This window comes from Microcystis sp. M015S2, assembly GCF_020245945.1.
Classification (GTDB): domain Bacteria; phylum Cyanobacteriota; class Cyanobacteriia; order Cyanobacteriales; family Microcystaceae; genus Microcystis.
In genome coordinates, this window is sequence record NZ_JADBTX010000130.1 from 1 (window position 1) to 18,818 (window position 18,818).

The 18,818-nt window shown below is 42.4% G+C and carries 16 protein-coding genes; 7 read left to right on the plus strand and 9 right to left on the minus strand.

Annotated features, from left to right (window positions below; translation table 11 throughout):
• Positions 1–743: 743 nt before the first annotated feature.
• Entirely contained in the window at positions 744–2,444 is a 1,701-nt protein-coding gene (locus tag IM473_RS21005; protein ID WP_287660500.1) for a hypothetical protein, read from the minus strand.
• A 440-nt stretch (positions 2,445–2,884) separates the two neighbouring features.
• On the opposite strand from IM473_RS21005, the gene IM473_RS21010 reads away from it, so the two are divergent.
• Complete coding sequence (locus tag IM473_RS21010; RefSeq protein ID WP_002752187.1) at positions 2,885–3,034, plus strand: hypothetical protein; 150 nt, start codon at positions 2,885–2,887, stop codon at positions 3,032–3,034.
• Between the two features lie 79 nt (positions 3,035–3,113).
• Here the strand turns inward: IM473_RS21010 and IM473_RS21015 are convergent, their stop codons facing one another.
• Together IM473_RS21015 and IM473_RS21020 are read right to left on the minus strand one after the other, a co-directional pair.
• Positions 3,114–3,494 carry a hypothetical protein gene (locus IM473_RS21015; RefSeq protein WP_287660501.1) on the minus strand — a complete coding sequence of 127 codons (381 nt, stop codon included), beginning with the start codon at positions 3,492–3,494 and terminating at the stop codon, positions 3,114–3,116.
• A gap of 59 nt (positions 3,495–3,553) precedes the next feature.
• A complete protein-coding gene (locus IM473_RS21020; RefSeq protein ID WP_287660502.1) occupies positions 3,554–3,919 on the minus strand; it encodes a phasin family protein in 366 nt (121 codons plus the stop codon).
• Positions 3,920–4,357: 438 nt separating this feature from the next.
• Between IM473_RS21020 and hemB the strand changes: the two genes are divergently transcribed.
• Positions 4,358–5,344, plus strand: coding sequence for a porphobilinogen synthase (hemB, locus tag IM473_RS21025; protein WP_287660503.1), 987 nt, complete (start codon positions 4,358–4,360; stop codon positions 5,342–5,344).
• A 315-nt stretch (positions 5,345–5,659) separates the two neighbouring features.
• Here hemB and IM473_RS21030 read toward each other — a convergent pair whose 3' ends face one another.
• The gene (locus tag IM473_RS21030; protein ID WP_287660505.1) at positions 5,660–7,807 is read right to left on the minus strand and encodes a recombinase family protein; all 2,148 of its coding nucleotides are present in this window, start codon (positions 7,805–7,807) and stop codon (positions 5,660–5,662) included.
• 77 nt (positions 7,808–7,884) lie between these two features.
• On the opposite strand from IM473_RS21030, the gene IM473_RS21035 reads away from it, so the two are divergent.
• Entirely contained in the window at positions 7,885–9,222 is a 1,338-nt protein-coding gene (locus IM473_RS21035; protein ID WP_287660506.1) for a proton extrusion protein PcxA, read from the plus strand.
• A 35-nt stretch (positions 9,223–9,257) separates the two neighbouring features.
• On the opposite strand, the gene IM473_RS21040 is transcribed toward IM473_RS21035, so the two are convergent.
• Together IM473_RS21040 and IM473_RS21045 are read right to left on the minus strand one after the other, a co-directional pair.
• On the minus strand, positions 9,258–10,064 hold the full coding sequence (locus IM473_RS21040) for an Rpn family recombination-promoting nuclease/putative transposase (RefSeq protein ID WP_287660507.1): 807 nt from the start codon (positions 10,062–10,064) through the stop codon (positions 9,258–9,260).
• A 36-nt stretch (positions 10,065–10,100) separates the two neighbouring features.
• On the minus strand, positions 10,101–11,408 hold the full coding sequence (locus IM473_RS21045; RefSeq protein ID WP_287660508.1) for a hemolysin family protein: 1,308 nt from the start codon (positions 11,406–11,408) through the stop codon (positions 10,101–10,103).
• Positions 11,409–11,675: 267 nt separating this feature from the next.
• Between IM473_RS21045 and IM473_RS21050 the strand changes: the two genes are divergently transcribed.
• From IM473_RS21050 to IM473_RS21060, 3 genes are all read left to right on the plus strand, one after another.
• Positions 11,676–13,160 (plus strand): polysaccharide deacetylase family protein, encoded by a 1,485-nt coding sequence (locus tag IM473_RS21050; protein WP_287660509.1) that lies wholly within the window; start codon positions 11,676–11,678, stop codon positions 13,158–13,160.
• 224 nt (positions 13,161–13,384) lie between these two features.
• Positions 13,385–13,828, plus strand: a complete 444-nt coding sequence (locus tag IM473_RS21055) for a cobalamin biosynthesis protein (RefSeq protein WP_287660515.1) — start codon at positions 13,385–13,387, stop codon at positions 13,826–13,828.
• A 16-nt stretch (positions 13,829–13,844) separates the two neighbouring features.
• Entirely contained in the window at positions 13,845–15,020 is a 1,176-nt protein-coding gene (locus IM473_RS21060; protein WP_287660510.1) for a lipid-A-disaccharide synthase-related protein, read from the plus strand.
• A 147-nt stretch (positions 15,021–15,167) separates the two neighbouring features.
• Here IM473_RS21060 and IM473_RS21065 read toward each other — a convergent pair whose 3' ends face one another.
• Positions 15,168–16,016 (minus strand): alpha/beta fold hydrolase, encoded by an 849-nt coding sequence (locus tag IM473_RS21065; protein ID WP_287660511.1) that lies wholly within the window; start codon positions 16,014–16,016, stop codon positions 15,168–15,170.
• Between the two features lie 58 nt (positions 16,017–16,074).
• On the opposite strand from IM473_RS21065, the gene IM473_RS21070 reads away from it, so the two are divergent.
• Positions 16,075–16,968 carry an alpha/beta fold hydrolase gene (locus IM473_RS21070; RefSeq protein ID WP_287660512.1) on the plus strand — a complete coding sequence of 298 codons (894 nt, stop codon included), beginning with the start codon at positions 16,075–16,077 and terminating at the stop codon, positions 16,966–16,968.
• A 16-nt stretch (positions 16,969–16,984) separates the two neighbouring features.
• On the opposite strand, the gene aroH is transcribed toward IM473_RS21070, so the two are convergent.
• Both aroH and sppA read right to left on the minus strand, forming a co-directional pair.
• Positions 16,985–17,386, minus strand: coding sequence for a chorismate mutase (gene aroH, locus IM473_RS21075; protein WP_287660513.1), 402 nt, complete (start codon positions 17,384–17,386; stop codon positions 16,985–16,987).
• Positions 17,387–17,454: 68 nt separating this feature from the next.
• Positions 17,455–18,276 (minus strand): signal peptide peptidase SppA, encoded by an 822-nt coding sequence (sppA, locus tag IM473_RS21080; protein WP_287660514.1) that lies wholly within the window; start codon positions 18,274–18,276, stop codon positions 17,455–17,457.
• Positions 18,277–18,818: the final 542 nt, after the last annotated feature.

Genomic DNA, 18,818 nt, shown 5'->3' on the forward strand with positions numbered 1-18,818 from the left:
AATTAAAGCAGCTCTAAAGAGTTTTGAGTTAAAAGTTAAACTTCAAGTTTTCATTCAGGACGAATGTACTGATTAACTAATTTTTTTGGGAAAATTAGTTAACCAATCATTATAACATATAATTAATTTGCAAGAGTTCTATTATAACTATCTGGTTCTGTGCCAAAACTAGATATTATTTCTCTGGTCGATATTTTTTTCTATTCCTTGTCCTACTGTCTCTTAACCCTATCTAAGTTTTACTGGCAATTATTGGAGAGTCATTCTCTAGTAATTATCTCAAATATAAGCAAATCTTGCCGATACAAAAATCAATGAAAAACAACGGCAAATTACTGAACTTCAAGGATAAACCGCCGGTTCAAGTCTGAATAGCATCACCGTCTGATCTATTTTCAGAGAATACCCCATTCGGGGTACGATAGTCATACTAAATCTGGTTATTAAAAACTGATTATTTATTGCCCCTCTTGCATGAGTGCCTATTCTTATAAGTAGCCTATACTCAAGGGATTTAGTATAACTATTCTGATTGACTGGTATCACTTGAAATGCCCACACAATTTGCCAATTGTCAATAGGGTATGATACTAAATCCCTTTTTAATAGTACGATTAACTCCCAAGAATGATAAGGAGTAGCAAAATAAAAATGGTTTTTCGGTCACTCGATTGATTTCACTTGCAGTTCTATTGATTGCTAATCCTGCTTGCAAAAAATTGATCGCCCGCAAAGGGAAATCGTTATTGCAAGGATTCTCCAGGATCACCGCCTTCCGATACGGTTTTCCAACCGATCACCAGGAAAATGATTAAAGCAACTATCGCCATAAATAAGCCGATCAGAGTACCGATCATATCCCGGGCGAATTGTAAACTATAGTTAGTTTTTAGATCGGCATTTCCATCCCAAACTACCGTTTTTTCCGCACCGAGAAATAACAAGTGAATCCCCCGAGAAAGAACGAACTCTCCCACGATAGTGAAGATAATTAACTGTTTCAGTCTCACGGGTAACATGGCCAGATATTCGGTAACGATCAAGAGCAACAGAACCACGATAGGAGTCATACTCTCGCCGATAATTCCCCCGCGATGAAATCCGGGTTGCAGGAAACAACCTCCCAAAAAACCGCTCGCGAGTACCGATACTAAAAATGATCTGGGAAACAAAGGTTTACCCTTAACTTTTCCGAAAACTCGTTTCCCGAAAACCGTCAGAAGGACGGCGCTCAGGGTTATCGTTATAGAGCCGGCTAAAACACTAAAATACAAGCGAAACCATGAATTCCACAGCCGATAGCGTAAGATGTAAAGCTCGCTCCCCTCTCCGGGGCCTTTCTGGATTCGATCTTGAACCGCGTCGGAAAGTTCTAGGGGATAAACGCTGGACCAGGCATTGTTGAAAGCATCGGAAATTCTAACGCTCGCGGTCGCCCCCCCCGTCGTTCCCATTGCCGTCTGGAAGATAGAAGCGAGACCGAAGTGAGAGATTCCCCATAAATACCAGGGAAGACACACGGCGATCATTAGGATTAATGGAAAAAATAACTGACGGACTACAAGAGCTAAATTTTTACGATTTACCCAGAGATTATCGATGATCGGGGCGATCACATAGAGTATGGCAGAAGGATGACTGAGAAAAGCTAATCCCCAACTAACTCCACAGCCAATCCAGGAAGGCGAATAGACTCTTGTGCGGGGATTGTTTCTCAAGTCGAGATAGAAATAGATGCCGGTTAAGATATAGACCGTGGCCAATACCTTCGGCCACGGGTAGGTGATCATATTACTCAAATAGGGACTGAAAGCCACGAGGAAAAAGGCTAACGGAATTAACGACGGACGCAGAAAGAGAGGGATTAGGAGGGTCAGGAATACTCCTGGTAAAATCGCAGTAATTTGATAAACCGCAAATGAATTTTCTAAAAGTGCCAGATAATAACTGGAAAATAGATTGAATAAAGGAGTTCTAGAAGTAACATTATAAGTTCCAAAGTAAACCGTATCGGTTTTCTGAAGTCCCAAAAAAATTTGAGCGATATCGAAGTGCATCCACCAATCCCCGTAGTAAAATCCCCCACTGTAAAGCACGACGAAGAATTGCATCCCTAGCAGGACGAGCCAGAACAAGATCGCTAGGTATAGCCATCGATAGTTTTCTCTTTCTTCCGCTTGCCACAATTGTCGCGTCAGTAACCATAGAGAGATAATAAATAAACCAGCCGTCGCTAACAGGAAAAAAGTTCTTCCGGAAAAGCCACAAAGAAAATTAACGAAAGCGATCGCTGATTGTAAAGCCATTCCCCAAGCACCAGCAAGGGCCATACATTCCTTGACGGTAAAGCGCGAGATCGCTCTCAGGCTAACATAGCCGAGGGTGAAAGTTAGGGTTAGCGAGATCGCCCCGAAAAAAAACAACTGTAAAAAGCTTATATTCACGATTAACTATTTATCTGAATCTATTTTAGTGACCCCATCTTTTAATACTATCGAAAAGTTGGGATTAAACCTCAACAAAATTAAAGAACTTCGTCAGAAAGCCATCGAGCTTTTTTTGGATGAGGAGATAGATAATGCTCAATGAAAAGTTTTTGTCAATGGATATTTATGCTTAGATGATCAACAAAGATACGGTGTTTTCTGGACAACAATCAAATATCTGTTCAGCGATTTAATTGAATAATCTTTCCTTTACAAAAAGACAAGAATTATTATAAAAGTTTAGATAAACAAGAAAAAATATAAAGTCTTATGAAGATTATTCAAGAATTATCTCAAAAGTCAACAATTGATGAGATTCTGGACAGATAATGGGGATGGAGGGGTGAATCAACCTGATCCGAAAAAGAGATTGTTGTCGAGAGTCGGAGAGAAAAGCAATGAATATCAAGGATACATTACACAATTTTGTCCAGTACCTAACAGAGGCTTTCGCTCGCATTTTTAGTCCCAACAATGATGAATATCCCGATGTGGGGATGCAGCCTTTTGATTCTGAACCTTACCATGCTCCCAAGGGTAATTCTTAACTAAAAATGACGGATAATTGCTTTGAGATAAAAGTTATGGGTAGGGATAATAACCCTACCTGATTTTATAGAAAAATAATTAATCCTCTGCTTGCCAATCGGGACAACTATCACTATCCCAACCGTAGGGATGGAAACCGCAGACGAGAAGATTGCCTCCGTAGATATAACCGTGATAATTACGGCAACCGATACAAGCAGCATGGGTGTTAGGATCGGGGTTAACCTTAGGAGTGAGGGTAAAATCCGAGGGTTCATCTAATTCCGAAAATGGGGATTGATCGGAGTTAAAAAATTCTTCTAATTCCTGGGGTAAAACCTCTTGAATAAACTGTTCCAGATCGATGATAATCTCCTCATTAATTTCTTCGATAGTTTGGGCTACTTCTTGGAAAAAAGTTTCAATTCCCAGTGCCACAGTTTCGATCACTTCCCAAAAATCCTTCTGCCAATCGTCCATGTTTATACTTGCATCCCTTGTCTGGTAATAATTAGTTATTTATCCCTAAAATCTAGGTTTTAATCCTGTTGCAGTTTCCGTAATTCCTCCTGAAGACGTTCCACCTTTTGCCGCAATTCATCTACTTTGGGATCAGCTGCTTTGGTGTCCTCCTCATCTTCAATAATTTCTATCCGTCGGGGTTCATGGGGAATATTAGATTCGTTACCTTCTACGGTTTGCTGTTGTGCCTGTTTCACCCACTCATCGACGTATTTGCGCGCTTCTTCCGCGTTTATTTCGCCGCGAGCAATCATCTCATCGGCTAATTTTTGGGCTTGATTTCTTAATTCTTGTAAATTTACTTCAGCTTTTTCGGCGGCATAAGCGGCAATGCCTACACCCAAATAAACTGCTTTTTTGACTAAATCACCTAAGTTGACCATAGCAAAAATCCTGAATTGATCGCTCTTACTTCCTAGAATAAACGATCCTTCTCCCAAATGGAGATGGGATTTGGGAGTCAGTGAACAGTGAACAGTAAACAGTAATCAGTGAACGCTTGCACCTCTATCCAAGAGAGCCATCGGTGAACTGAAAACTGATGAGGTAAAGTTTTGTAAAGAGAGGAGGTGGTGGCGACAGCAAAATTGATCGCTATAAAGATTAAATTTTAGTCAAATTGCTGATTTTTCGCCCTCAAAACGACGATAGAGGTTTATTAGGTCAAAAATGACCTAAATAGTTTGATTAAGCTCAAAATAACTAAATATTGCCTATAGCTGCCGGCAGCCAGCAGCTGGCTGAATTGATTTGTGTTCATCCTCAGCAAAGATTTAAACTAAAGAATCGAGACCAGATTCCCGATTTAATCACAAAAAACTATGTTTCCTATTCATCGCCCCCGTCGTCTGCGTCAAACCCCTCAAATGCGCCGTCTGGTGAGTGAAACCGTCTTGACAGCCAATGACTTTATCTATCCTCTTTTCGCCACGGCGGGGGAAGGTATTGCCCAGGAAGTGAAATCGATGCCGGGGGTGTACCAATTATCAATCGATAAAATTGTTGATGAAGCCAAGGAAGTGCGGGATTTAGGAATTCCAGCGATTATTTTATTCGGGCTGCCGGAAAGTAAAGACACAGAGGCGACGGGAGCATGGCACGATCATGGTATTGTCCAAAAAGCGGCCACAGCAATTAAAGAGGCAGTTCCCGATCTACTCATTGTCGCCGATACTTGTTTGTGTGAATATACCAACCACGGTCATTGTGGTTATCTGCAAACGGGAGATTTAACCGGCAGGGTATTAAACGATCCTACTCTGGGATTATTGCAAAAAACCGCCGTTTCTCAGGTAAAAGCGGGAGTGGATATCATTGCACCTTCGGGAATGATGGATGGTTTTGTGCAGGCAATTCGTCAAGGATTGGATGAGGCGGGTTATAGTGATACACCGATTCTTTCCTATACGGCTAAATATGCCTCTGCCTATTATGGTCCGTTTCGGGATGCCGCCGATTCTACCCCCCAATTCGGCGATCGCAGAACCTACCAAATGGATCCGGGTAATGCCAGGGAAGCTTTAAAAGAGGTGGAATTAGACCTATTAGAGGGAGCAGATATGTTAATGGTTAAACCTGCTCTATCTTACCTGGATATTATCTGGAGAATCAAGGAAATGACTAATTTACCCGTGGCTGCCTACAATGTATCGGGGGAATATTCAATGATTAAAGCGGCGGCGTTAAATGGCTGGATTGACGAAAAACGGGTGACTTTAGAGACTTTAACCAGCTTTAAACGGGCGGGTGCCGATATTATCTTAACCTACCACGCTAAGGATGCCGTGCGCTGGTTAGCAGAGGGTTAAATCGGAAAGGTGACAATTTTTGGCTAACCGATCAGGATAAGGGGGGGTGAGATTGTTACTATTAATTCTAGGGATTACCTGAAAGGGATTAAGTAGTTAGGTATTAAAAACTGTCAGCTCCCCCCGCCTATCGTCACCCCCCTTATCAAGGGGGGATCAAAGACAAAATCTATCTTCAATTTAATTATAACTACTTACTTAATTCCCACATAATCCTCTAGATTTATGCAACCAAGACAGGGTTCTCTCTATTATCCATCGCCAGGCTGCATTGGTGATGGTGAGATAGGAAGTTTTCCTTAATAGCAACTTAGGTTATACTTCATCTTGATGAGAAACGCTGTAATTATATTCTTTTGCCGCTTGTACTAAGGATAAAAGTTGTCCAGTTTGATCGGTTCCCGATACACTTAAATCACTGTGACAGAGGATAACTTTTTCGCTTACCCTTGCCAATAAATCCCTTAAAACTCTCTGTAAACGGGCCTGATTTTCCTCTAATTCTGCTTCTGTTGTCCAGCGTTGATAGGGACTTTCTCGCCAAAAAATTGGCGCAGCAAAAAGAGTAGCAGCACCTCCTTGTTCCCAGAGTGGAGAGGAACAATCTAGCCAAAAATGCCAACGATGACTAGAACGAAAAGAACGATATTGAAAGATATTGCCTAGGGTAACTGCCGAGGAAGATTTAATAAATTGTCGCACAGGATAGGGATTAGCGGTAATTGTACCACGGCGCAAAAGTTGGATAAACTGATTAATAGTGTCGCTGGGACTTTGAAAAGAGGGTTCACTCTCACACAAACGGCGATCAATCTCCCAAAAATGTTGGGCAGTTTCCATTAATTCTCGCAAAGCTGCCAAGTGATCGAAGGGCAAATTTTCCCCATCGTTTAATAATTGTTCGATCGCTTGATTTAAGACAAAAATCGGGAAAAGTTTCGCTTGCTGCTGCCGTTTTTTCATCCCTTCGATCCAGTGACAAATTCTTTCGTAGGCAGTACAAGCTTTTTGTCCTAAGCGATCCCAACGGGGAAAAGTTTTGATCGCTAATAAGCGGGGATTTTCTGGATGCACTTGATAACAATGATCGGCAATTAATCCGGCGCGAACTGGATCGATATCGGGAATTAAATTTCGTTCTTCATCCCAGCGATAACGGCTAAAAATCACCAGCATTTCCGCTATGGCCTCTTGGGGGGCTAAACGCCCCAAATTTTCGTAAACAAGGGCGAGAAGGGTCAATAATGCCCGAATCAGAGGACAACTGATCAGGGGTCGTTGTTCGTTGAGGGGTTGAACGGCTATCCCGGCACCGGTTAAAATTTCCATCAGGCTATAACGGGCGATTTCGTCTAAACCGGGGGCAATAACGGCGATTTCTTCGGGTTTTACTGCTCCTTGCTTGACTGCTTGAATAATAGCTGTGGCTGTCTTCCGTAACAATTCAGCGCGAGAGGTGGTTTGCAGGGAGATGAATTGATCGGGAAGATTGCCAAGATAGTTACCTTCGCTGACTAAGGAGAGAATCGTCTCGCTAAACTGAGCGGCTAACCCGTTAGTGGTAGATAATGGCATAATTTGACAGCGTGCCGCTAATTTTTGTAGATAATCGGGATCGGCAGTTAATCCTAAGCGAATTTTTCCCTGGGGATTGTAGGTAAAAACGCTAAAACAATCATGATCGAGGAAAAAACTGAGTAAATCCTTGGCAATAGCCGGATAATCGTCCACATCGTCCGCAAAAACTCCCCGGAAGCGTTTTAATAGTTGCTGCTGATAACGACTATCAGGAAATAAATAGCGCCAATAGAGTTCGTAGATGATACCATAACTTAATAAACCACGTTCTAGAGACCAATCACGCCATTGAATGATTAATTCTCCCACTTTTTCTGGTGTTTCCTGCTCATTAATCGCTAAAACTCGTTTTAAATCTGTTTCTGATAATCCGTCGGCTAATCTTTCGGGTATCTTTTCTGCGGGAACACCACTAGCGCCGGCTAATTGTAACAAATCGAGAACTTGACGGACGAAACGATATTCATTTATGCTGGTAGGCTGGAAGAATTTAGCGATCGCTGGTTGCCAGAGACGGGTGGCGAGTTCCTGTTCCGTTTCTGGGTGTAATCGGCGGGGAAATTGCGCTTTTAGCCCCAAAAACTCGAAAATTAACGGCCAAAACAGGATGACTTCATCGGTGAGAAAACCTAAAGGGGTTTTGCAGAGAATCGGATAGCTACCCTTAACAGCAAGGGCCAATTGATCGGCTAATTCCCGTTTCTTATCATCGTTGGCAGCGAAAACTAAGATCGATCGGGGAAGGGGCGATGATTTCGGTCGATCGAGATACAATGAATCCTGGGACTGACGTTGAGAAACAACCCAGCGCCGAAATTCCCCGACTAAAGCGGTGGTTTTTCCCGATCGCGTCCCACCTTCGATCCAAATTGGTATGATTGACATCGTTTTTTCGGGATTGTATTTGTTAAGATGACTTATCGGTACTCTAGCTTTTTTCCTTGTGGAAGTAATTGTTTCCTATGAATCTTAATCGGATTTTGCAAGGTGTTAATCAATGGTTATTACAAACTCCTGAACGTTCTTTAGATGAGGCGTATCATGCGGCTTTAAAGATTAAGGAGATAGAAGACAAGCATTTTCAAGGGCGAAAAGTGGCGAATGAATTCTCGAATTATGGCAGCAGCACTAATTCCTATTTTATCGCAGAAGTTAAAGGTTATCTGCAAAAAATTAAAGTCAGATTGACGGAGTTTAAAGCTAGTCGCTCGATCGTTAATACCTTCGGACCCAATCAACCGACAATTAATAATGGGGTGATTACTGTCACCACAGATGTTTGTCTGAAAAAACTTCAGTTTATCGATAGTATTATCGGAAAATATCAAGATAATTATTGGCAAGAAGATATTGAAGATGTCCCCAAAAGTCTCCAGAACCGAAATTTTGAGCAGGAAACAGCCAAAAATAAAACTTCCAGGAATCGCTCTTTTTTAGCGGCGGGTAGTATTGAAGATGAGGAAATAATCAAAAGCAATAAATCCCAAAAAGCTACGGAAAAACCGGGGGTTTTGCCCCGTTCTTTTGTCAACACTTTTAATCGCATTAAACAGGAAATTGATCCCCAAGCGGAGGAATCGGAGGAGGCAGTTTTAAAGAAATTTCGCAATTCTCGTTATAAAACAGCCATTTCCCTCAAGTTTATTTTACTGTTAATTATTGTTCCTTTATTAACCCAGCAATTAACCAAAACTTTCCTGATTACCCCCTTGGTTAATAAATATTTCCAACAACAGGAACAGTTTATTTTTATCAATCAGGATTTAGAAGAAGAAGCTTTTTCGGAATTGAGAAGATTTGAGGAAGCTTTACATTTTCGAGGTATGATTGGTTTAGCACCCAAATTATCTAACGAAGAAATCGAGGGAGAAATTACTAAAAAAGCGGCGGTACTAAGTGAAGAATTTCGCCAACGAGGTTTAAATGCGATCGCTAATATTTTCGCCGATATTTGTTCCCTGATTGCCTTTGGTTTTGTTATCGCTTTTAGTCGTCGGGAAATCGAGATTGTCAAGTCTTTTCTTGATGGCATTCTCTATAATCTTAGCGATTCAGCTAAAGCTTTTTTAATTATTCTCTTTACCGATATATTTGTCGGTTTCCACTCTCCCCACGGTTGGGAAGTGATCCTAGAAGGGTTAAGTCGTCATTTCGGTTTACCGGAAAATCGCGAGTTTAATTTTCTCTTTATCGCCACTTTTCCCGTTATCTTGGATACAGTCTTAAAATATTGGATTTTCCGTTACCTCAATCGCATTTCTCCCTCGGCAGTGGCTACCTATCGTAATATGAATGAATAGGGTAAAATCAGGGAGAAACTTGATAATTTACCCCTCTAATTTTGGGAGGATAATTTTGCTGCTGTCTCTTGTACTTTGGTAAGTTCTAATTGCAAAGCAGTGGCAATCTGTTCTATACTTAAACCTAAAGCTAGTAAACCAGCGATCGCTTCAGTTTTAGCTTCTTCACGACCTTCTTCACGACCTTCTTCTTTAGCTTCTTGATAAAGTCGAGTTTGTCTGAGATCATCTAATCCGAACATAGCTTCTAACTCCGCACGACTAAGATTAGTAAATTTATAGGCTAAGGTTCTTTCAATTAATTCTACAACTTTTTGCTGGAAAACTAGATCATCAATTTCAGCGATCGCTTTTTCTAAAAGTGGTTTTCCTCGTTGCTGTGCTAATTGGGGTGTAGCGACAATTAACTGAATAATTCCTAAACCCAGAGACGGAGCCGGACTATCGATTAATTCATCTAAATAAATAGGTCTGATCTGTCCCGTTATCTCAAATCCCCGCAGTTGATAGGGAAAGTTATTATCCAGATTCCTGGAGGCAAATAAAGCTACAGCTATCCAATCCTGAACGGGTTTATACTGATTGAGATAGATGACAATTTCTGTTAAAAATCGCCAATAAAAATCACTTTTATCCTGAAATTGCACTTCAACAAAGTAAATAATTAGTTCCGGTGCTGCTGTGGTCGGTAAAAAAATACCGTCAAAACGACGCGCTAATTCTTTGATTTCTCGGGAGGAAAATTGATAATTTTCAGCTTTCTGGGTTGATTCTCCCGGTAATTCAAAAATTAACCACGGAAAGGTTTGCAAGAGTTGATAAAAAATTGTATCGGTCTTCACAAGCTTGAAAAAATCTAGATGTTTACTAACAATTACTTACAAATCATCCAACAAGAGCGTGACTAACACCTTATCGACGCGATTACCGTCCATATCCACCACTTCCAAGCGCAACCTTTGCCATTCAAAATGATCGGCAGCCCCCGGAATCCTACCAAGATGGGTAATAATAAAACCCCCTAAAGTGTGATAATTGCCCTGTTTTTCCCCGGGTAATTCACTGATTTCAAATAATTCTTTAAAATCTTCGATCGCCACTGTCCCATCGATCAACCAAGAACCATCTTCCCGCTGCACGATCTGAGCATCTTCAATATTATCTAATTGGGGTAAATCGCCGACAATTGCCTCTAAAATATCCTGGCGCGTCACCAATCCTTGAATCACCCCGTACTCATCCACTACCAAGGCAATATGATGACCACTTTGCTGCACCAATTCTAAAACCTTTAAACCCCTAGTGCTTTCCGGCACAAAAAGCGGCTGTTGTAAATCCTTCGTTAGGTCGAAACTTTCACCGGTTAAACAATCCGCTAATAAGTCTGTGACTTCGATTACCCCCAAAACCTCATCTAAACTGCCCTGACACACAGGAAAACGGGTATGATTGCTCTCAATTAGCTTCTGGCGGTTAATTTCGGCACTATCTTCCAAATCTAACCAAACAACATCTGGACGCGTGGTCATAATCTGACTGACTCGGCGATCGCTTAATCCTAACACCCTTTCCACCATATCCTGTTCTGCTTCCTCAAAGGTTCCCGCTTCGGTTCCCTGTTTAAGCATAATTTTTAATTCTTCCTCCGTAATGGGGGAATCATTATTATTGCCGCTAATCCCCAACAAACCGAGAATCAGATTAGTTGATTGACTCAAAAGATGGACAACGGGCGAAACAATTTTTGATAACCTATTGAGAGGATCAGCAACGAGGATAGCGATTTTTTCAGGATTACTTAAACCTAACCGTTTCGGCACTAATTCCCCCACCACCAGGGATAGATAGGTAATAATTAACACCACTAATCCTAATCCCAAAGCTTGACTATAGGGGGCTAAAACGGGAACTTGCGCCAATAATTGCGCCACACTGACCGATAAATTCGCTCCTCCGTAGGCCCCGGCAAAGATTCCCACGAGGGTAATGCCAATCTGCACCGTCGATAAAATTTGATTGGGATCATTGGCCAATTTTAAGGCCACCGCCGCCCTTCGATCATCTCTGGCTAATTGTTCCAAACGGACTTTGCGCGCCGAGACAATGGCAATTTCCGAGAGAGCAAAGACTCCATTGAGGAGGATGAGGAAGAAGATAACAAGAATTTCGGTAGTCGCCGAGAACATGGTTAAAATTTACAGGTAAAAGGGCGGATAGTTGTTTGTATCATAGTGCGAGGATCGGTTAAGTTCAGTAAAGAATCATCTTGATTTTTAACGAGTTACGAAGGCTTGTGTCTGGAGGGGGTTACTCCCAGTATAAATGGGATAGGATCAAGTCCGCACTCTTAGCTCAGTTAGCAGTGAACAGTCAGGAGTGACCTGTTGCCAGTCAAAAAAGTTGTCCCTGGGAGAGTGGGGACAAACTATCTCAATCTATTCGCCTGAAAAATTATGATCGCTACACCCGTATCATCGAAATCGAACCCTATCACGGAAATCCGCCCCGGACTACCGACTATTTGCGGTTGGGAACAGGAAATCGCGGCGATTGTTAATCACGATGATCCGATCTTTTTACCGACAACAAATCTCAAATTAGACAATATTAAGGCTGGTTTTGCCTGTGCCTTGCATATGCACCAACCCACCATCCCGGCGGGTGTTAACGGGGAATTAATCTGCAATCTCCAGCATATGTTCGAGAATCAAGGGGATGGCGATAACCATAATGCCAGTGTTTTTGCTTGGTGTTACAGTCGCATGGGCGATTTTATCCCGGAATTGGTGGCGGAAGGCTGTAATCCCCGGATTATGCTCGATTATTCCGGCAATCTCCTCTGGGGTTTGGTGCAGATGGGACGGCAGGATATCCTCGATAAACTCAAATTAATCACCTGTAACAGTCAATATCAACCCTATGTGGAATGGTTGGGAACGATGTGGAGTCATGCGGTGGCTCCTTCCACACCGATTCCTGATCTAAAATTACAGATGCAAGCATGGCAAACCTATTTTGCCTCGATTTTTGGCCCGGATGCTCTGAAACGAGTCAAAGGGTTCTCTCCCCCGGAAATGCACCTTCCTAACCATCCCGATACCCTCTACGAGTATATTAAAGCCCTGAAAGAATGCGGCTATCGTTGGTTATTGGTACAGGAACACTCGGTGGAAAATCTCGACGGTTCGGGATTGAGTCAGGAACAAAAATATATTCCTAATCGCCTGGTGGCCCGTAATTCTCGCGGGGAAGTGATTGCGATTACTGCTTTGATTAAAACCCAGGGTTCCGACACCAAATTAGTTGCCCAAATGCAACCCTACCACGAGGCCAAATGCCGAGGTAAACAGCAAATCGGCGGCGTTTGGGTTCCTTCCCTAGGTTCCCAGATTGCCGACGGTGAAAATGGTGGCGTGATGATGAATGAATTTCCTCGCGATTTTCCCAATCCTTGGCGGGAAATGCAGGGGGGTTCCAGTGTGGCAGGATTTAACGGCACGGAATATCTGGAGTTAATCGAGGCTGCTGGCGTTAATCCCCAAGATTATCCCCCAATTCAAGCCGTACACCAGCATAAAATCTGGCAGCGAGTTAATCCGGATGCCGCTACCCCGGAAGCGGTAGAACAGGCGATCGCTGAGTTAAAACAGTCCGACTACCGTTTTAGCATGGATGGGGCATCTTGGACAAATGATCTCAGTTGGGTGCGCGGTTACGAAAATGTCCTCGAACCGATGAACCAATTAAGCGCTCAATTCCACGAGAAATATGATCCTTTAGTACAGGCGGATCCTAGTTTTACCCGACGGCCAGATTATCTGGAGGCACTGCTTTATAATTTGCTCGTGCAAACCAGTTGTTTCCGTTATTGGGGCCAGGGTACTTGGACCGATTATGCCCGCACTTTATACGCAAGAGGCGCGGCCTTAACCCGCTAGGATAGTAAGGTATCTAGGGCGCAGAATCTGCGCCCTAGTAGCACAGATGTATTAGAAAAATCAATCCTGTTAAAAAGGTATCGGGGAGCGGCGAGAAACAATCCATCTTCTTTACATTAATTTATGAAGGCTCTCTTAAATGTTTTTTAGCTGACCAAACAGCCCCAAGGTGATTCTCCCCGTTGGCAACCCTAATCCCGCAACAATTAGAGGCAACACCGATGATGACTGGCGCTTCCCCTGCTTTCCACTCACCCGCCGATTCTTCCGGGGCAAAAGTGCAATGGCATGGACGAGTATTATGGCTAGGCATAGGTTGCATCCGTGGGACGGAGAAAGCGGTCATAGATAGGGCAATTAGGGCTGTTTTTCAGCGTTATCACCTCTCTTTAGCCGCTATTGCTGGTATCGCCACCCTTGACATCAAAGCTGATGAACGGGGTTTAATTGCCTACTGTCAGGAGAAAGGATTACCCCTAAAAACCTTTACTGCCGAGGAGTTGAGAGATATTAATGTCCCCAATCCCTCAGCCATTGTCAACAAGCAAGGGGGAACCCCTAGCGTCGCCGAAGCCGCCGCTTTAAAAATGGGCGAGATTTTGCTAGTCAGCAAGCAAATAGAAGCAAAATCGGTGACGGTGGCGGTTTCTTTGGCGGCAAGGGAATAGAGAGGATACGAAATCGATGCTTAAACAGGTTTTATTTCTTAGTAATGGTCATGGCGAGGATTTAAATGCTAGTTTAATTGTGGGAGAATTACAAAAAATTCAGCCCCAATTATCTATAGCTGCTTTGCCTTTAGTGGGAGAGGGAAAAGCTTATCAAAAATTGCCAGTACCAATCATTGCACCCACTGCCACTATGCCATCGGGGGGAATTATTTATACTAATCCCTTTAATTGGATTAAAGATATTGGAGCGGGATTAATTGGTCTAACTATTAAACAAATTCAGGCAGCTTTTAAAGTTAGTAAGAATTGTGATTTATTGATAGCAGTGGGGGATATAGTGCCGATTGCGATCGCTCGTTTAACTGGTCGTCCTTTTGTGGCTTTTATTGTTTCTACTTCCAGTTATTATGAAGGTACAATTAAATTACCTTTACTGACAAAATTATGTTTAAGATCGAAGAATTGCTTGAGGGTTTTTACCAGGGATAAATATACAGCAACAGATTTACAAAATCGGGGTATTAAAAAAGCGATTTTTGCTGGCTATCCGATTATGGATGTCTTAACACCAACGGGTAAAGATTTAGAATTAGATAGTCAAATTCCCATGATTGCTTTATTAGCGGGGAGTCGTTTACCCGAAGCTTTGAGTAATTTAGCTTTACAGTTACAAGTCTGTGAGGAAATAGTTAAAATTAAACCGATGCAGTTTCGGGCTGCTATCATTCCTAGCATCAGAGAAACCGACTTAGAAAATTTAGGTAAACAAGAGGGATGGCATTATTTAGGAGCGGGAAAACTAGAGAAAAATGGGGCTTTATTGTACTGTTATCGTGATGCTTTTGCCGATATTCTACACCATTGTGACGCTTGTTTAGCCATGGCGGGGACAGCAGTAGAACAAGCGGTAGGATTAGGAAAACCCGTCCTACAAATACCCGGATTTGGTCCCCAATTTACCTACCCTTTTGCTGAGGCACAAATGCGCTTATTAGGGGAATCGGTGATAACTATTGGAAAGAAACCCACGGAGGTGAATTTATTTAAAAATGCTGCGGTTAAAATTGTCGATATTTTGGCAGATTCTCGTTATTTACACAGATGTTTAGAGAATGGTAAAATTAGAGTGGGAGAATCTGGAGGTAGCAGGAAGATTGCCGAAGAAATTTATATAAACTTAGGGTGTTAAGTAGCTGGTTATAATTAAATTAAAAATGGATTTTAGGTTTAATCCCCCCTTAATCCCCCCTTGATAAGGGGGGGAGCTGAAAGTTTTTAATACCTACCTACTTAGGGCAGCGTAATCCAGCTTAAAATTAACTCAATTACCTTCTAATTAAACATCGTCATTTTCCTGAACAGATAAAAACTCGGCCACCGCTTGATTAAAAGTTTCAGGTTCCCCTAAAAATGCCCAATGATTACCCGGTATTTTTTTAATCTCTAGAGAAGTTAAATACTTTTTATAGGATTGAATTTGCCAAGCAGTGCGATTTAATCCCTGTTGGGGAAGGACTAATAAACTGGGAATATCTAAAGCTTTAGTTAATCCAGCAAACCCCATGACATCCTCAAAAATTTCCCCGCGTGCCGATAAAGTAAATTTACTGCTCCAACTGCCATCCGCTTTTTGTTCAATGGCATTTTTAAACACCTCTTGCTGTAAATTTGACCAACCTTTATATTGTTTTAATTGACGAGCGATCGCTTCTAGGCTCTGATAACTATCAAAGGAGCGAGTAATCTTTAAAAAGGGCAAAACTTGATAGAGAATTGGAAAAGTTATCCTAATCCAATTAGGCATTTTATCGATAAAAAAGGGATCGACTAAAATTAAACTCTTAAATACTTCCGGCTGTTGAGTTGCCCAAATTGCCGCTATTTTAGCACTCCAAGAATGACCTAAAATATGTGCTTGCGTCCAACCTAAATGATTAATTAAAGCCCTTAAATCGCTGATATAATCCTGAAAGTGATAACCCGTTGCTGGTTTACCGCTTTCCCCATGTCCCCGCAAATCTGGGGCAATAACTTGATAATTTGAGCTTAAATAATCGCCCAAACTTGACCAAACCAAAGCATGATCCGCCATGCCGTGCAATAATAATAGAGGCATACCTCGATCGCTCCATTGTAAATAGGAAATTGCCATCGAGTTATTGGTAAAAGTCTGGCGTTGTGGCATAAATTCTCGGCTGATTTTTACTCTATAATTTAAATATCACTTAATAAAACTTCATACAATGGCACTACAATCTCCGATCACTGCGACTAGCTTAGAACAATTGTCTTGGACATGGCAAGGTCACACCATCCCCTACACCGTGCGGGGAGAAGGACAACCCCTAGTATTAATTCACGGTTTTGGGGCATCTATCGGTCATTGGCGCAAAAATATCCCCGTTTTAGCGGAAAATGGCTATCAAGTCTATGCCCTAGATCTCTTGGGATTTGGGGGTGCGGATAAGCCCGCTTTAGATTATAGTCTCAACCTTTGGCTGCGGCAAATACAAGACTTTTGGCGGGAAAAAATCGCAAAACCGACCGTATTTGTCGGTAATTCCATCGGGGGACTGATTAGCTTAATGCTGATGGCAGAATCTCCCGAAATCACTGCCGGAGGAGTAATTATTAACTGTGCTGGAGGATTAAACCATCGTCCCGAAGAATTAAATTTCCCTTTGCGTTTAATCATGGCTGCCTTTACCGGTTTAGTTAGTTCTCCCGTGACAGGAAAGTTTATTTTTGAACAGGTAAGGCAGAAAAATCGCATCCGTAACACCTTAAAACAGGTTTATCGCGACCATACCGCGATTACCGAGGAATTAGTCGAAATTCTCTATCAACCCTCCTGTGATGCGGGTGCGTGGGGAGTGTTTGCATCGGTGTTGACAGCACCCCCCGGACCTTCTCCCCAGGAATTATTACCGCCAATCGATCGCCCTTTATTGGTACTCTGGGGAGAGGATGACCCTTGGACACCGATCGCTGGTTCGGTAATTTACCAAGAAAGAGCTAAAATGGGAAATAATACCCAATTTTATCCGATTGCCAAAGCCGGTCACTGTCCCCACGATGAACATCCCGAAAAAGTCAATCAATTAATTTTGAGTTGGCTGTCGGAAATGGGGATTTAGTCAGTTATCGAAAATTTTAGCGATTAATAGTTACTGGAGAAATCTGCCAATCGGGGCGAAGATTTTTCGCCCCTTGCAGATAGACGTGCTGCATTTCGCTTTGCAGTTTGGGAGTATTAACGTGGAGAATTACCCGAATACACTTGTCCAGACTACCAGCGACGTGCATCTGTTGCACATCGAGGAGGGGGACATTTTGCCAATGGGGACGTTCGCGAGCGATAGCAGCGGGGAAAATCGCGTCTAAATCCTGAGTTGCCGTAAAGATAATACTAACAATATCATCGGGATCGAGACTATTGTGAATTTCGATCGCTTCGAGGAGTTCTGTTACTGCTTCTCGTATAGCTTCAATAGTATTAACCGTTACTGTCGTCGCTCCCCGAATGGCTCGAACCTTCCACTGCACGATTGTCATCCTCCGCTAATCCTGATGAGTCAATTTTAGGGGTTAACGCGCCCTTTTTCTCGACTTTAATCTAGCCATCAGGGGCGGTATAACCACAATAGTTGTCCGTTAACTTCCAATTCAAATTCTAGACGCTGTAGGGTTTTTTGTAATCCTAGGGGTATTTGGGAACGATTGCCCGTCAGACGACTGAGGAGGGGTTTCGGTTCTTCGATAGTCTGACATTTAGTTTTATCTGGGGGTAATCCTGCCAATTCTAGCGCCCAAAGTCGGGCATCTTCCTCGGTTCCCAGGCGATCGACCACTCCTAATTCTAACGCCTGTTGACCGGTAAAAATGCGCCCATCGGCAAAACTTTTCACCTGATTGACATCTAAATTTCTGGCTCCGGCGACGGTTTGCAGAAATTGCTGATAACTGGTATCGATCATATCCTGGAGAATTCTTTCTTCTTCATCAGTTAATTCTCGATCGAAGGAGAGAATATCTTTATAAGGGCCCGATTTAATCACTTTAAACGAAACTCCCACCTTATCCAACAATCTTTCCAGATTGTTCCCTCTCAGGATAACACCGATCGAGCCGGTAATCGTGCCGGGGTTAGCCATAATATAATTAGCCCCCATACCGATATAAACGCCGCCAGAGGCGGAAATATTGCCAAAACTAGCGATTATTTTCGTGTTTTTTTGTAACCGCTTCAATGCTTCATAAATTTCTTGGGAATCCCCCACGGTTCCCCCGGGGGAGTCAATGCGGAGAAGTAGGGCGGGATATTGCCTTTCTTTGACGATTTCTAGGGCTTTTAAGACTCTTTGGCGGGTATCGGAGGCAATTGCACCTGTAATTTCTATTCGAGCGATTTGTTTGCGGGTTTTCGGTTTAAAAGGCCAGACCATCAGGTTTAAATATCTCTCAAAAAAGGACTCTCTCTAATCTAACGCTTTGATCGTTCTAGGTTAAGCAAACATTATCACATTTTGGGCGCACGCAGTTCGAGCAACTCACTGACCACGATGCGCCCCTACCATTGGCGGGATAATATTATTGTAGGGGCGAATCGTATTCGCCCTCTTTTAATAACTTTTGCTGCTCACCATCAGTGAGAGAAGGTCACAAATAGTAGATGCAGCCTCACAATGATTTGCTTGATATAGCGGCTTTTTTGAGTGTGATTGAACCAAAAGCAAAACAAAAGTTTGCATCGATTAAATTAGAACATGATCAGATTCTTGGTCGAGCGATTGCCTCTTTACGCAAACAGCATCAACTGCGACAATCAGATATTATAGGAGTATCCGAGCTGACAGGGGGACAAGCAAGCTGAAAAGCTTATGTAGCATGGAATACAGACACAGACTCCCAAAAAAGATAAGTCATATTTACTATATATGACCTAAATAACGAAAATGATAAGTGAACTATACCAGAAAGTCTTAGA